Raw genomic sequence first — 16175 nt, forward strand, 5'->3', positions numbered from 1 at the left:
GCATGTTCCGGACATCCGGATAACATATTATTCCAAAGAGAGGGAGTTTTACGTGGCTCAAATCAGTCCGTCCTACCTTCAGATCGGTGCAACCCTGGGTATGCTCATCATGGCCCTGCTTGCCATTTTTATTCGAATGAAAGCCAGCCATCGTCCGGTAACCATTCGCAAAATACTTATTCCCCCGCTGGGCATGAGCACGGGTTTCCTCATGTTTGTTGTACCGGAGACTCATGTTCCGCTTCTATGGGCACTTATTGCGCTGTTGGTGGGCTGGTTTATCTTCTCGTATCCCCTCATTCGCAGTACACGATTTGAACGAGTTAACGAAGAAATTTATGCCACACGTTCACGAAGCTTCGCTTTCATTCTGCTTGGATTGCTGGCTATACGACTAATCCTGCATGAAGTCATTCAGCGTTATGTGAGCATTCCTCAAACGGGTGGATTGTTCTTCCTTCTGGCCTTCGGCATGATCGTACGCTGGCGGGTATATATGTACAAGCACTACAAGGAAGTTGTTGCTGCCGAAGCCTAGCAACATCACAACATCCAAATAACCCAAAAAGACACGTTCTGTGCACTTCATCGTGCGGAACGTGTCTTTTCCTGTTCGGACATATGTTCAAGGGAATCTATATCTATTCAGGGTCTGCAACCTTTACGAGCTGCTTGCCCAGGTTATCTCCAGAGAAGAGGCCCATAAATGCTTCCGGCGTCTGTTCAAAACCTTCCACAATGTTTTCTTCGTATTGGATATGCCCTTCCTTGATCCATTTCGCCAATTTAGCCCGGCCTTCCTTAAAGGATTTGGCATAGTCACTCACCAGGAAGCCTTTCATCAACGCTGTATTGGTTAACAGTAACGTCTGCGGGCGCATGCCGATATCTGGCTTCTCCTGATTATATGACGAAATCTGTCCACAGAGCGGAATACGTGCATTCCGATTAATATGGCGCAGTACCGCATCAGAAATCCCACCACCAACATTATCGAAATAAACGTCTACGCCAGCCGGGCAAGCTCGTTCAATAGCAGCAGACATATCCTCTTCATGCTTATAGTTCAATACAACGTCGAATCCCAGTTTGTCTTTCAGATAAGCGCATTTCTCGTCAGAACCCGCAATTCCAATTACACGTGCGCCTACAATCTTGGCGATCTGACCCGCAATCATGCCTACCGCTCCGGCTGCTCCCGATACCACCACCGTTTCGCCGTCCTTCGGCTTACCGATATCTTCCATGCCAAAATAAGCGGTCAAACCGGTCATGCCAAGCGCACCAAGGTAAGCTGTAATTGGAGCCTCTCCTGTATCAATCAGGGAAATGTCTCCCGTATTTACGGCTGCATACTGCTGCCAGCCCCACATTCCGGACACCAAATCCCCTTTGCGCAGATTGGGTTCCGAAGACTCCACCACCTGCCCAATGGTTCCGCCCTTGATCACTTCATTCAACGCATAAGGGGGAGCATAGGATTTCGTATCTTTCATGCGGCCCCGCATGTATGGGTCTACAGACAAATATAGTGTACGTACCAGGACTTGTCCTGCATCCGGTTCAGGAAGCGGTGCATCAATGAATTTAAAGTCTTCTCTGGATGGGGCACCTTCTGGACGTGACGCAAGTACGATCTGTTTATTTTCAGACACCAAAATGACCTCCTTCTTGCCAGTGGGCCAGAGTTAACCCTCTGTCAGCTGATATCACTCACCACCGGCTCTATGTGTATCGCCTCTAAATAGTTTAAACCGAAACAGGCGGATCACAAACGTGGGCCGCCTTGAAATATGCAAATATCATCACATTGGAGACATCTGGAGCCATTATTGGGCAGTCAGAATCACAGGTCCATCTGCTGTAATAGCAATCGTATGCTCATATTGAGCAGACAGACTTCCATCCTGAGTACGTGCTGTCCAACCATCCGAGTCCAACTTGCTGCGGTACGTACCGATGTTCAGCATGGGCTCAATCGTAATAACCATACCTTCCTTGAGACGTGGACCACGGTGTGGTGGGCCGTAGTGAGGCACCTGTGGTTCCTCATGCATCTTCTCGCCGATGCCGTGGCCAATAAATTCACGGACAACCGATAGACCTTCACCTTCCGCATACGTCTGAATTGCATTGGAGACATCCCCGATCCGGTTGCCGACCACAGCCAGTTCAATCCCTTTGTAGAGGGATGTTTTGGTGACGTCCAACAGGTGTTGTGCTTCCGGAGTCACTTGACCCACCGCATACGACCACGCGGAATCGGCCAGCCAGCCATTCAGATTCACGACCATATCAATCGTAACGATGTCCCCATCTTTCAGTACATATTTTCCCGGAAATCCATGACAGATCACATCATTAACCGACGCACATGTCGCATATTGGTATCCGTTGTATCCTTTTTGTTCCGGCGTAGCGCCATTTTTCTTCATAAAAGCCTCTGCAAACTGATCAATTTCCTGTGTTGTGATCCCTGGACGGATCATTCCAGCGATTTCTCTATGGCATGCGGCAAGAATTTCTCCTGCCTTCTTCATATTTTCTATTTGTTCTTTGGTCTTCAACGTAATCATTACAACTACTCCTGTCCGTTAAAATCTCATCCTGTCTTCTATTGTAACGCGAAATGCTCCAAATAAAAAATTCCGTGAAATCCTCAACATCCTATTATACGCCTAGCCCCTGTCCAATGAATACAATTCCCCTTAAAAAAATTCGAAACCCGCTTCGACGGAGCCCCGTATATGCTTAAAACGGCTGAAGTCGAAAGGAGGAAAACCTCATGTTCAGGAAAATGTTAGGCAAACTTTTGGATTCCAAATCTTCTTCGCACCGTAAGCGGTATAGCAGTTCCTCTGGTAAACGCAACTACAGACGATATTCATCTTCGGATGCAAAACACCGGGATAGCCGCCACGGCTCCGGTTATTATAAAAGCAGAAAATATAGCTCCAGCTAAGCTGGTACTAATCTTTCCAAACAGAAATGTTCGTACCAGCCTAGGCTGGCGCTTAATCCGTATATGTATTGAAAGGGGTGATTTGCAACCGTCCTCACGGTTAGCAAATCACCCCTATTTTTTGATTGATCATCGCAATCTCAGCAGCATACGCTCAATATCCGCCTGTAATTCCAACGCCCCGCCTGCATAGCCTAGACGAAATCCAAGCAGTCGTTCCAGCATATCGTGAACTTCTGGCGTAAGCTTGAGTTCCTCCTGCCAGCTGGCCGGTTTGCGGCCCTTCTCCGGCTCGTAAGATGAATACAGCATGAACAAAAGAAAATGACCGAGATCCTGCAAATCCTGGTCAGGTGCAGCCAGTTCATCTTCTGGCTCAGGCCATTCACGCATCCGGCGTTTCAGCTCAGGCAACAACGGCTCCCCCATGCGCCGCGTCAGGCCAAAATCAATCAAATGCACTTTCCCGTTACGTAAAATGACATTGGGAATACGCACATCCCCATGAATAAATCCCTGCTCATGAACATGCATAATAGGAGCCAGCAGTTGCCTTACCAACTCCAGACATTCCTGTTCCGTATATTTCCGGCCTTGATCGAAAATGCACTGTTCCAGCGTCTCTCCAAGGATATACTCGGTGACAATGTAACTGCGCGTCCGGTATGTGAATACATCCAGCAACTCAGGGATGGCCGGATGATCCATCCGATTCATCACATCCGCCTCCCTGTCCAGCAAGCCTGCAGCGAGTCTGCCCTTGCTGGGTTTGGACTCTTTTAAAGCCACATCCTTGCCGGAATGCTCATCAGTACACAGATATGTCAGTCCATAGCTTCCCATGCCGAGCAATCCATTTATCGTATAACGTCCGGCGATCTTCGTACCTTCCCGCCGGGGACGATCAGTCCATAGGCCAAGCAGTCTTTGCCAGCTTCGTCGCAGCTCCACAGATCCTCCCATGCCAGCCTTCTGATCTCTCCCTATTGTCCGATTGTTCAGAGCAGATCAGCAGCCAGTCTTCTTGTTGTTATATGGGCTCATTATATCAAGCTATCTGTGCAAAATCACGACGAGCATGGACCCGGCCATCAGGCTTCCTTATGCTTTTTCGGCAGCAGCCCGAACAACATTCGGAGCGACGTCCCTTTGGGTTTGCGTTTTCTTCCCTGGAAGCTGCGCAGATTGGTGACCAGTTCACGGTCCCGCTCTTCTTCCAGCTTCTCGTTCATCCACAGGCGCTGCTTCTCCATCTGCTCCTGGAGAGCAAGATGGGTATCGGCCAGATGTTGCAGCGTTAACTCCAGCTCGTCTACCCTGTGCTGCAGCAGCTGGACCTGGTCATCCTGCTGTTCTACAGCCCCGAACGTCACTTCACTCACCAGTTGTCCCAGACCTTCATACGATCTCAGGGTACCTGTTGGTTCAGGTCCCTCAGGAAATATTGCGGGCATCACTGTTGCCGCACATTCCGCCCCCGAAGCATCCTCCATTGCCATCACAGGCGAGTTTGGAGTCAGTACGGTCACCACAGCATCTGCAAGTGGCAGGTTATGCTCCCTTAGTTCTGTCATCAGGCGTTCGATGCATTCGATATCGTCCGATTTGAACAATCTGGATTTGTTGGCGGAACGCTCGAATCGATATCCCTGTTCCTCAAGTGCTGCCGCATATTTACGAAGAGTACTGGCACCAATGCCCAGGCTCTTGGCCGTTTCCGTCGTTGCTCCTGCTTCTTCAATCATTATTATTCCCTCCCGGAATGAAGTCTTTTTGAATACAAGGTAGTGGCTTCAGCGTTCCCTTCTGGAACTGTCATCGGATCGGGTCAACCTGTCTCATGGATCAAGTGCGCATTTTTCATTTGCTTGTCCGTATGTATTCGTCAGCCTCTTTGCAGATCCCTTTGACGCTTTTCTTCTGTTTCTGCGGATTCATAAGAACTTTTGTCAGGTGCCCCATTCGTAAAAATCACCCTTCATCCGACAATGAGCACGAATGCTGTCATGTCGAAAATCGTTGGTGCAAACGCCGTCACTTTTTATGAAGATAAATTAATCATGTCAATTTTGTTAACTCCGTCACTCCAATACGCTCCCGCGACAGAGGAAATCATTGCTGCACAGCTTTTCCATGTGTTATATTATGTAACGTAGAAGCAGTTGTTGGCATAAAATATAGGACTATACTTAACATAAGTTTCATCAAGAACGGATAAATCAAATGTAAATGGGGGTTGAACGGCTGTGTTAGGCAAATCAGGTAAAGTAGCGGTGATCGGGGCGGGACTTGTCGGTTCAAGTTGTGCGTATTCCATGATTAATCAATCGATATGCAGAGAAATTATGATGGTTGACCGGACGTATGACCGCGCTGTGGCACAGGCGCTGGATTTTTCGCATTGCATGGACTTCACACATAACCGTACGAAGGTATATGCCGGCACTTATGCAGATTGCGGCAGCATGGACGTCATTGTGCTGACTGCCGGAGCGAATCCGAAGCCAGGACAGACTCGTCTGGACATTCTGGAGGAAGCGGAGTCCATTGCCAAGGATATCGTTGTCCCCATTATGGATAGTGGATTCCGGGGGATTTTTGTCATCGCGGCTAATCCGGTTGACATAGTAACTTATATGGTATGGAAGTTGTCCGGCCTTCCACGTGAACGAGTGATCGGTACAGGTACATCTATTGATTCATCCCGCCTCAAAACGCTGTTGTCAGAGGTCTTCTCCATCGATCCACGCAGCGTGCACGGATATGCTCTCGGAGAACATGGAGAATCCCAGTTCGTGGCATGGTCGCATGTCACCATTGGAGGTAAACCGATTATGCATATTATGGAACAGCACAAGGAACGCTTCAAACATCTGGATCTGGAGGATATCGCCCGCAAAACGAAAGACGCCGGGTGGGAAATTTTCACTCGCAAAGGTTCCACGCAATTCGGAATCGGTAACGCCCTCGCGCATATTACCCGTTCGATCCTCAATGATGAACACAAGATCATTGCTGTCTCCGCAATCCTCGATGGAGAGTATGGACAGAGCAATGTCTGTGCAGGTGTCCCGGCCATTATTGGCGGGGATGGGATTCAGGAGATTATCGAATTGAATCTGGATGCATCTGAACGTGAGAAATTCGGTCGTTCCTGTGAGGTTTTGTCAGGTAACATCAATCGTTTAACCTCGGTATGACCGTCCATCCATTCATGGATGGCAATAACAGAATATTTACGGACACAAAAACGCCAATAACCTCCTGATCCAGAAGCGTCATTGGCGTTTTTGTGGTTGTTGTTAACCCATATAGCAGGTATTAGCTTGGTGCAAGCTGCGGTTCATCTGCTGGCCCCCATTGCTGCAATACCCGCTTTAATTCACTCAGCATGATCGGTTTGCTGATGAAGTCGCGCATCCCAATCTCCAGGCAAGCTTCCTTGTCTTCACGTTTGGCATTGCCCGTTACCGCGATAATAGCTGGAATTCGCTCCTGCGGAATTAATCGGTGTACAAGATCTGTCGCTTTGAGTCCATCCATGACAGGCATCTGCAGATCCATCAATACAATATCATAGGCATTCTGTGAAATGGCTTCGATGGCCTCGACTCCATTCGAGCATACATCCGCTTGATAACCGAGCTTCTCCAGATACTCTGTTAAAATCTTTCGGTTTACCGGGTGGTCCTCGGCAACCAAAATGCGCATCGCCACTTCATCTCCTTGACGTGTGCGATCATGGCTGAATTGACGTGCAGATTGCTCTGCAGTCGCGTCTACACTTGTGGCCGGTACAGCGAAGCGGAAGGTTGATCCCTTTCCATCTTCACTCTCCACACTGATACTGCCTCCCATAATCTCCACGAGCCGCTTCGAGATGACCAATCCAAGTCCTGTTCCGCCATATTTGCGGTTAATCACAGGATGCAGTTGAGAGAAGGACTGGAACAATTGATCCAGCTTATCTTCTGGAATACCTATTCCTGTATCCTTCACCGCAAAGTCCAGCACACTCGCTTCCGGTCTATTGCCGCGGATAATATCCACCGTAACATCGATGCTCCCCTGGTCCGTGAACTTCAAGGCATTACTCACCAGATTGACGAGTATTTGCCGAATACGCATCACATCACCCACCATAAATTCAGGGATGTCGGGATTGAGTCGATATCGGATCTTCAACTGCTTCTCTTCCGCTCTAGGAGAGAAAAGCTCCGCAACCTGTTCCAACATGATGCGCAGCGAGAACGGTTCGTAGGCCAAAGCCATTTTCCCGGACTCCAATTTACTGAAATCAAGGATGTCATTCAGAATATTTAATAGGGCATCGCCACTCTCACGGATGATCTCGGCATATTCTCGCTGTTCCTCCGATAAATCCGTGCCAATCAGCAATTCAGTCATGCCTACAATTCCATTCATCGGTGTACGAATTTCATGACTGACCATGGACAGGAATTCCGACTTGGCCTGAGCCGCGAGTTCAGCTGTTTCCTTGGCGCGCACAATTTCGCGATCACCAGTCACATCATTGAACACGATAACAGCGCCACGAATCTGACCCTCATCGATAATCGGTGTAACCTGGTATTCCACCAGAAAGCTGGTTCCGTCTTTGCGCCAGAACACATCCTCCTTCACTGTACGACGCTGCCCGTCCATCATGGTCATATGAATGGGACATTCATTTTTTGGAAAATAGCTTCCGTTCGCACGTGAATGATGAATGATGGGATGTGAGCTTTTGCCGACAAACTCTTCCGATTCGTAGCCGAACATGGAAGCAGCAGCTGGATTCATAAACCTGGTGATGCCATCTGCGTCCAATCCATAGATGCCCTCTGTAACCGAGTTGAGAATTAGGGTATGCTGTTTGCTAAGCTCCTGAATCTGTTCCGTATAATCCTTACGCTCCGTAATATCCGACAGGATCCCGTACACACCCACAAGTTCCTGATCCACAATGATGGGAACATTAATGATGGATACATCAACCTTCCTGCCACTGGAGTTCACGATCCGAGACTCATAGTGTTGGGGCTTACCCTGCTTCACCAGTTCGAAATAAGCCTGTCCGCTGTGTATTTCACATGGATCCAGATGCGAAAGAAAAGAATGCCCGATCAGCTTGCTTCGAGGTACATCCAGCATTTTAACCAGATTGCGGTTCACAGCAGTATACTTACCTTCGAGATTCAACGAGTAAACCGCAGCCGGATTATGCTCGAACAGAGATTTGTAACGCTGACGACTCTCCCGCAGACGTCTGTCCGCATCTTTATGCTGGGTAATATCCCGACTGATGCTCACAATCTGCGTACTCTCGCCCTCATCTCCAGCCACAGGCTTCGCCAGAGTCTCCATCCAGACATAGTGCCCTTTCTTGTGAAGCACTCGCATTTTGCAACCATTGCCGATCATGGACAGTTCTATCGGATCAGGATAATCTCCCGGGTAACAATAATCCTTGAAGGATTTGCCTTCGACTTCCTCCGGTCTATACCCCAGTAACGTATACACGGAGGGCGAAACGTACAGCAGCTTGCCATCTATTGAACAGGTAGTAATCAGGTCCTGGGCATGATCAGCCAGCACCTGATATTTCTCCTGTGTCTCCTGCAGCTTCCGTTCGACTGCCACAACTTCAGTAACATCTTTGGCAATCCCGTATATTCCCACAACTTCATCTCCCACAGTAATGGGAATATACGTAATCTCCGCATGTTTAACAGAACCATCTTTATGGTAAAAAGCCATTGAATCACTGACGGAACGCCCAGCCAACACCTCACCAATGTATTTATTCCTTAGGCGCTCACTTTCTGGAGGGCTGATTCGATCTCGACTCATTCCAATCAGATCTTCAATTTTATATCCTGATATCCGCTCAAACGAGGGATTGGCGTCAATATGATTTCCATGGATGTCCATCACATATATGGCATCCGGGTGATTAAAAAACAATGATTGGTAAGAACTTCCCTCAGAAATAATGCGCTTCAGGGTTTCCGTTTTATTAATATCCAAGGCTTACCCTCTTTTCTTGGCCTATACCTTCATCTAACAACCAAAAAATAAAATTTTCGGCGAAATGGGCCTACCCACGAATAACCATGTAAGCCTTCCTAGAAACAGCTTTTTTCATTTTACCAGATTCCAGTTCAAATTTGCTTACAATCTCTTCATTTAAAAATCGGATATCATAAAATTAAAAGGTTGATTTTTAAACTATTTAAATGATAGATCGGGAACTTACATTTCTGATGGCTGGGTGAGAAAATGAATAAATCCCCAGCGACGCCATACGGGTTTCTCCGCGTATGATGTCGCTGGGGATCTTTATTTAACGATGATCAGCCTTGAAAAAGGTTGATCAAATTTCTTTTTGTCTAAAATATAGAACTCCGATTAAAATGAAGAGAACTGCACTGCCCCCAACTACCGCCAGCATCGTCCCAAGCGGAACATTGTATGCCCCGAAGCCTCCGCCTTCTATCGGTGTCATGAGGATCATTGGCTGCGCCCAAGGATAATACGGTCCAAAGGTCTTTGAGTTGATGATCAGAATATTAGGCACGGTTAAAGCAAAATTCAATGCCAGCGGAGCGGCAAAGCTGCTCCAAACCAGGGAAACGAACATCTGTAGGGCAGCGAGTGGCACACAAGCGAATAGCCCCAGCAGCAGCTTGCCTGTAAGCAATCCCCATGGGATGGGATCCGTCATGCCCTGGATCGTACCTGCCAGTAGAATGGACCCCAGCAACAATAATTGAGTACCCGCCAGAAGCAGAATCACGATGGTCAGTTTGCCTGCATATACGCCCGTCCGGGTAAGCGGCAACACCAGCATTTGCTTCCAACCTCCCCCCGCATGCTCAAAGCGACAGACGAAAGAGGTGAATACACCGGTCAGGATTGGCAGCAGCAACAAGCCATGTAGAAAGATCATCGAGCCCATAAGCACACTCCATTGACCTGAAGGAGTGGACAGCAGACCAATAAGCAATGCAATTAACGGACTCAGCAGAACTAGAAGCCAGACAGGCGATTTGCCCATTTTGAGGCGTTCAGAGGACAGGATTCGGAAATAGGTCGTCGCAAAACTCATCTTAGGCCACATCCTTCCGGCTAAAGTGCACCATACCCAGCAACATGATCAGGAGACCCGAACCTACACCCATACCGACGTACACCAATGGTTTTGGACTGCTCCAAGCCATCTGTGCCCAAGCGAGCGGAAAGTACGGTGAGATACTAAGTGCGAACATGCCCATTACAGCGAGTACAATGCCAAGCGTGACGGGAAGAGCCTGATTTTTGTTTACCATCGTAAGCCATAGCTCCAGCGATAACACCGGAAGTGCACCAGCCAGTGGAAGTAAACCCAGCTTGATTGCCTGTGACCAAGGAATCGCTCCGGCGTCGAATCCTAGCAGCAGTCCCAGACCAATGATTCCTGCTGTTAATAACAAACAGGAGATGATGAGAAGCATACAAGCGAGCAGGAATTTGGCCAGATACACCGCAGGTCTCGTGATCGGCATCGCCAGCAGCTGCTTCCACGAACCTTGTTCATGTTCAACATTTGCGATCATCGAGCTGAGAATCGTCGCCCCCAGCATCAACGCAAGCGGTACAAACACAACTACATTATTCAGCAAACTCTCCCACAGATTCCCCGCATACAGTTCCTTCAGGTAGTCCAAACGCAACCCGAAGTTCAGAGCCTGCATGGCCGTAAGACCAATAGGTGCCAGAAAAACGAGAAACCAGATGCCTTTGCCACGAATTTTGAGCCAGTCGGACGATAATGCACGGCCCGTCATACCGTTGCCCCCTCACCGATGACCCGCATGAACAAGTCTTCGAGGGATTGACGGTGCTCTTCCACACGATAGACCGCGTGGTCCTGCTCAACCAATCGACGAACCAGCAATGCAATCGCGCTATTATCCATATACGGGAACGTGAGCGCCGCTCCTTCACGTTGACCGAATTGTCCCTGCTCTCTTGCCAGCTTCATCGCCTCTTCCGGCTCGGAGACCGTCAGCCGAATGGAACTGCCCGTCTGGCTATGCAGATTGGCGATCGTATCCTGAAGTACCATCTTCCCCTCACGGATAATACCAACCCGGCTCGCCATCTGTTCTACTTCACTCAGCAAATGGCTGGATACCAGTACGGTGATGCCGTGTTCCAGCGGCATGCGTTTGATTAACTCCCGGATCTCCTGAATGCCCGCCGGATCGAGTCCGTTCGTTGGCTCGTCCAAAATCAGCAGATCCGGCTGGCCCAACAGGGCACTTGCAATACCCAGCCGCTGTTTCATGCCAAGCGAATAACCTTTTACGGAACGCTTGGCATCCCGGGTCAGATCCACGATAGAGAGCACTTCGGTAATCCTCGATTTGGGTACATCCAATATCCGGCGCAAGGTTTCCAGATTCTCCACCGCGTTCAGATGTCCATAATAAGACGGATATTCAACCAACGAACCTACACGTCTCAGAATGTCCATGCGATCCTTGCGGATATCCTTGTCGAATATACGGATCACACCTTTGGTCGGCTTGATTAAGCCAAGGAGCATACGAATGGTTGTTGTTTTGCCAGCGCCGTTGGGACCAAGGAAGCCGTAGATGTCTCCCTTTTTAATATGCAGATCAAGTTCACGGACCGCCGCACGGTCCCGGTATGTTTTCCATAAGTTAGCGGTTTGAATAATATTATCACTCACTGTTAATCACCTCGGATATCATCGTAACCTTCCAAGGTTAAAGCTGAAGTCGTCTGAAGTTTAAGTTTAGTTTAAAAAAAGTTATTTCAATGGTTTTTCCGTAACCGTTCCACTATAGATGTACACCCGCACACCTGCCTCGGAACTATCCACCTTCTTGCGCAGTCCCATCTCACGAACGAGCAGATCCACAATCGACAGGCCAAGACCTGTTCCTTTCGTTTCCGATTCATGCTGCATGCCCGGACCCTGATCCTTGATGACCAGAGCGGTTCGCCCCTGAATCTGCTCGGTGGATATGCCAATGTACCTTCCATGCGTCGCATAGCGGATCACGTTCTGGAACAGATTATCGAGAATCCGGCGCATTCCCTGCTCATCTACCAGCCAGATCAGTGGTTCATCCGGCAAATCAATATCAATGTCGAACTGTTCTTTCTCCCAAACGGGATACCACGCTGCCGCCGCTTCCCTGACAATACGGAGGATATCCCTCTCTTCCAGTTTCAAGGTGTACTTCCCACTAGTGAGCAAATTGTACGATAACATGTTGTCGATGAGTCCACCCAGGTCCTCCATTTTTGCCTCCATGCGTCCCAATGAACTAACGCCTTTTTCGCTGAGCGCTTCTTTATGCAAGGCATGCATATGTCCACGAATGACGGTCAGTGGAGTACGCAAATCATGGGAGAGCCCGGCAATGAGACGTTTGCGCAGCTGCTCTTCCTCCTGTTCCCGGTGGCGGCTGTCTGTCAGCTGATGCACCATCTGGTTGAATGATTCCTCCAGCTGTCCGATCTCGTCTGATCTGCGAATATCAACAGGAAGTGGAATGCCCTCCTTGCCCGGAGTGATCATCGCCGTCTGGAGCCGGATGAGCCGCTTGCGGATTCGCGCAAAGAACAGGATCGACATGATGATAAATAACAGGAAGATGATCATCATCAATCCACCCAAATACAAAAGTTCCATAGGCCAGTTGTTCTGTGGCTTTTGCAAAAGATACCGCGGCACCTCAATCACCATGAAGCCCTGTCCCTTGTCCTCGCTATCTCCACCCACAAAAGAAACCACTGTAAGGGGATCACGATAGTACGCTTCCTTCATAAATTCCAGGGTAGTGTTTGCATTCCATATCGCAGGAATCCGGGTCTCTATTGTCTGATGCTCCAGCGTCCACTTCAATGTCGTCATTGTTGTTCCATCCATGGTGGATTCCGATACATCAACATCCTCTCCAGCGAGAATAAAGACGGTTTCACCGTTACGGTCTACGCGGTACATCGAAGATTTGGGATATTTGCGGTGGAGCTGTTCCATACGCTGATTGATTTTTTCAGAGGTCGCCCCATTCAGCTTCTCGGATTCCCTAATCCATAGGTTGCTGATTTTCGTGGCATCCCCATAGGGTGCCGTATTCTCTGTATTCGTATTATTCACTACCACCACATAGATGATCGATATGATGGGAAGCACGACCGGAACAAACAAAACCGCGCATAGAATGAGAATAATATAACGGGACATCAGGGAGCGGCCAAAACGCATTTTTCGTTTTCCCGGAAAGCTTCCTTTCATTCCTCTATCCCTATTGGATGTATTACGTATCGTCGCTTTCTTTCTCATGGCTTCTTCACACGATACCCTACACCGCGAACGGTCTGAATGATGGTCGGGTTGGCCGGATCACGCTCCAGTTTCTCGCGCAGATGACGAATATGTACCATTAATGTCTTGTCCCCGTCCAGGTATGGCTCGTTCCAAACGGCTTCGTAGATCTGCTCTTTGGTTCGAATCATACCCATATGCCTGAGCAGATAAGCAAAGATATGAAACTGTTTCCCTGATAAAATAATTTCTCCCCCCGTCTCCTCATTAACGATTCGGTTATCCTTCTCGTAGATGGACAGGTGATCCAGCTTCACCACGGTATCCGCCGAGATTGCCGTTCCTGCCTTCCGAAGCTGGACTTCAATCCGTGCGGCGAGTTCATCGGGATGGAACGGCTTGGTTACATAATCATCGGCAAAATCAAGCCCATGCAGCTTGTCGTCAATGGACGTTCTGGCTGAGAGCATCACAACGGGTACGGTAGGATGTTCCTTTTTGAGTCGCTGTCCCACCGTAAATCCATCCAATCCCGGCAGCATGACATCCAGAATAATCAACGAGCAGCCCCCGGCTGCTTCCGCTGCGCCCTCACCACTTCCGAGCCATATAACTTCATAGCCTCGCTCCTCCAAGTCGGCTCTGACCCATGTGGCAATTTCCGTATCGTCCTCAATGTATAACAGTTTCGTTTTCATGCGCGCATTCGTTTCCTTTCTGCACCCTTTGGGTTAATTATATATTTGAAACATAATGAAGTATCTTGTTTGTATAAAATGAACGAATCATCATTACACGACCATTGGTGCCACCTTCTATTTTAAATTATACCTTAATCATCCGCTTCGCATAATTCTGCATCGAATGCTGCGACTTACTTACATACTAGTGTGTATACGACGGGAGGAAATTCAATATGCTGCTGGAAGCCATCTATCATCAACCAAAACGGAATTGGGCCTATACCTATGACAAGGATACCGTTCGTCTGCGTCTGCGCGCCAAAAAGAATGATCTCACCGAGGTACACGCCCTGACCGGGGACAAATACGCCTGGGAACGTACCAAAGAGTTGATTCCTTTAACCAAATATACATCCGATTCCATGTTCGATTACTATGAGGGGGAAGTAAAGCCTCCGTATCATCGTCTGAAGTACTCATTTTTGCTGAAAAATGGTTCCGAGCAGATCTGGATGACCGAAACGGATTTCCAGGCGAATGAACCCGACGATCCCGGTCACATGTTCCAGTTTCCGTACCTCCATCCTGGAGCTGTATTTACACCGCCTGCATGGGTAAAGGATGCGATTTTCTATCAGATCTTTCCTGAACGCTTTGCCAATGGCAACCGGGATCTCGATCCTGAACATGTGGAACCCTGGGGTGGCGAGCCGACTCCGTTTAACTTCTTCGGCGGTGATCTCCAGGGCGTCATCGACCATCTGGATTACCTTGAAGAGTTGGGCATTAACGCCATTTATTTCACACCAATCTTCGAGGCAAAGACCAATCATAAATACGATACCGAAGATTATCTGCGGGTAGATCGGCATTTTGGCGATGCAGATACGATCAAACGACTGGTTGAACTGTGCCATACACGCGGAATCCGGGTACTGCTGGATGCGGTGTTCAATCATTCCGGGAAGACGTTTGCGCCGTTTGTCGACGTGCAAAAGAACGGGGAGAAGTCCAAATACAAGGACTGGTTCCATGTGCATGAATTCCCGCTGGATGTGAAGGATGGCATTCCTACCTATGAAACATTTGGGTTCGAGGCTCATATGCCGAAGCTGAACACGGAAAACCCTGAAGTGAAGGCATATCTGCTGGAAGTTGCCGAGTACTGGATCAAGGAAGTGGGCACGGATGGCTGGCGGCTGGATGTCGCGGATGAAGTGGATAATGCGTTCTGGCGAGATTTCCGCAAGGTGGTCAAGGCTGCAAATCCGGATGCCTATATCTTAGGTGAGGTATGGAATGAATCCTCCTCCTGGCTGCAAGGCGACCAGTTCGATGCTTCGATGAACTATCCGTTTACGGAAGCGGTAAATCGCTTTTTCGTTAAAAATGTCATGCATGCCGAGCAATTCGCCAACTCCATCGGTCGACAGTTGTCCCGCTATCCACTGCAAGCCAGCGAAGTGGCGTTCAATCTGCTGGACAGTCATGATACACCACGACTGCTCACCTTATGTGAGGGCGACCAGCGGAAGATGAAACTGGCTGCGCTGTTTCAGTTCAGTTATATGGGTGCCCCGTGTATCTATTACGGGGATGAGATTGGAATGGACGGGGACCATGATCCAGGTTGCCGGAAATGTATGGAGTGGGATGAGGCAAAGCAGGATCGCGAGCTGTTCACCTTTTATCAGAAGCTGATTGCACTTCGCCATGCCCATCCTGCCCTGCGTGCGAAAGGCAGCATTCGTTTCTTACAAGCCCGTGAAGGCGGAAGCCAGCTTGTGATGGAACGACAGGATAATGAGGAACGCATTCTGATCTTGTTCAATCGTTCGGAAGAAACGGCTATCATTGAGCTGGAGGCGGGCACCGGTGATTGGACGGAGTTATTTGGCGAGAATTATCGTACAGCCAAGGAAGAGGGAATCCTGGCCGTTGAGCTGCCCGCATATGGATATGCTGTACTAAGCACAGATATCGTGTAGTATCTTGATATGGTTATGGCCCTGGAATTCCAACGCATTGAAAGCAACACTAAAAGCGCTCGCAGACCTGTTATTGATCTGGAGAGCGCTTTTTCTGCGTTATGCGTTATGGATGGAACATTATCGCTGTAGTGAAATGGATACTATTGAAAGCTATTGTGGCTCGGCCAGCTGCTCTTTGAGCAAATGGATGG

At 48.7% G+C, this 16175-nt stretch carries 14 protein-coding genes; 4 read left to right on the forward strand and 10 right to left on the reverse strand.

Annotated features, from left to right (window positions below):
* Positions 1-52 precede the first annotated feature (52 nt).
* A complete protein-coding gene (locus AMS66_RS05260) occupies positions 53-538 on the forward strand; it encodes a CcdC family protein (RefSeq protein ID WP_181014085.1) in 486 nt (161 codons plus the stop codon).
* A 103-nt stretch (positions 539-641) separates the two neighbouring features.
* On the opposite strand, the gene AMS66_RS05265 is transcribed toward AMS66_RS05260, so the two are convergent.
* Both AMS66_RS05265 and map read right to left on the reverse strand, forming a co-directional pair.
* Positions 642-1655 carry an NADP-dependent oxidoreductase gene (locus tag AMS66_RS05265; protein ID WP_053779784.1) on the reverse strand — a complete coding sequence of 338 codons (1014 nt, stop codon included), beginning with the start codon at positions 1653-1655 and terminating at the stop codon, positions 642-644.
* 174 nt (positions 1656-1829) lie between these two features.
* Positions 1830-2576: a type I methionyl aminopeptidase gene (gene map, locus AMS66_RS05270; RefSeq protein ID WP_053779785.1), complete on the reverse strand. Its 747-nt coding sequence runs from the start codon at positions 2574-2576 to the stop codon at positions 1830-1832.
* A 209-nt stretch (positions 2577-2785) separates the two neighbouring features.
* Here map and AMS66_RS32935 point away from each other — a divergent pair, with 209 nt between their 5' ends.
* The gene (locus tag AMS66_RS32935) at positions 2786-2962 is read left to right on the forward strand and encodes a hypothetical protein (RefSeq protein WP_181014086.1); all 177 of its coding nucleotides are present in this window, start codon (positions 2786-2788) and stop codon (positions 2960-2962) included.
* Between the two features lie 129 nt (positions 2963-3091).
* Here AMS66_RS32935 and AMS66_RS05275 read toward each other — a convergent pair whose 3' ends face one another.
* Positions 3092-3913 (reverse strand): serine/threonine protein kinase, encoded by an 822-nt coding sequence (locus tag AMS66_RS05275; protein WP_160319665.1) that lies wholly within the window; start codon positions 3911-3913, stop codon positions 3092-3094.
* 140 nt (positions 3914-4053) lie between these two features.
* Complete coding sequence (locus AMS66_RS05280; RefSeq protein WP_053779786.1) at positions 4054-4707, reverse strand: MerR family transcriptional regulator; 654 nt, start codon at positions 4705-4707, stop codon at positions 4054-4056.
* A 501-nt stretch (positions 4708-5208) separates the two neighbouring features.
* On the opposite strand from AMS66_RS05280, the gene AMS66_RS05285 reads away from it, so the two are divergent.
* Positions 5209-6162 carry an L-lactate dehydrogenase gene (locus tag AMS66_RS05285; RefSeq protein ID WP_053779787.1) on the forward strand — a complete coding sequence of 318 codons (954 nt, stop codon included), beginning with the start codon at positions 5209-5211 and terminating at the stop codon, positions 6160-6162.
* Positions 6163-6283: 121 nt separating this feature from the next.
* Here AMS66_RS05285 and AMS66_RS05290 read toward each other — a convergent pair whose 3' ends face one another.
* The 6 genes from AMS66_RS05290 to AMS66_RS05315 all read right to left on the reverse strand — a co-directional run bounded on the left by AMS66_RS05290 (position 6284) and on the right by AMS66_RS05315 (position 14008).
* Entirely contained in the window at positions 6284-8992 is a 2709-nt protein-coding gene (locus AMS66_RS05290) for a PAS domain S-box protein (protein WP_053779788.1), read from the reverse strand.
* A 346-nt stretch (positions 8993-9338) separates the two neighbouring features.
* A complete protein-coding gene (locus AMS66_RS05295) occupies positions 9339-10073 on the reverse strand; it encodes an ABC transporter permease (RefSeq protein WP_053779789.1) in 735 nt (244 codons plus the stop codon).
* A 1-nt stretch (position 10074) separates the two neighbouring features.
* A complete protein-coding gene (locus AMS66_RS05300; protein WP_053779790.1) occupies positions 10075-10791 on the reverse strand; it encodes an ABC transporter permease in 717 nt (238 codons plus the stop codon).
* Complete coding sequence (locus tag AMS66_RS05305; RefSeq protein ID WP_053779791.1) at positions 10788-11702, reverse strand: ABC transporter ATP-binding protein; 915 nt, start codon at positions 11700-11702, stop codon at positions 10788-10790. Before AMS66_RS05305 ends, AMS66_RS05300 begins: the two co-directional genes overlap by 4 nt.
* A gap of 81 nt (positions 11703-11783) precedes the next feature.
* Positions 11784-13280: a HAMP domain-containing sensor histidine kinase gene (locus AMS66_RS05310; protein WP_236703199.1), complete on the reverse strand. Its 1497-nt coding sequence runs from the start codon at positions 13278-13280 to the stop codon at positions 11784-11786.
* A gap of 44 nt (positions 13281-13324) precedes the next feature.
* Entirely contained in the window at positions 13325-14008 is a 684-nt protein-coding gene (locus tag AMS66_RS05315) for a response regulator transcription factor (protein ID WP_053779793.1), read from the reverse strand.
* A 218-nt stretch (positions 14009-14226) separates the two neighbouring features.
* On the opposite strand from AMS66_RS05315, the gene AMS66_RS05320 reads away from it, so the two are divergent.
* Positions 14227-15981 carry an alpha-glycosidase gene (locus AMS66_RS05320; protein WP_053779794.1) on the forward strand — a complete coding sequence of 585 codons (1755 nt, stop codon included), beginning with the start codon at positions 14227-14229 and terminating at the stop codon, positions 15979-15981.
* Positions 15982-16175 lie beyond the last annotated feature (194 nt).

The organism is Paenibacillus xylanivorans (assembly GCF_001280595.1).
GTDB lineage: Bacteria > Bacillota > Bacilli > Paenibacillales > Paenibacillaceae > Paenibacillus > Paenibacillus xylanivorans.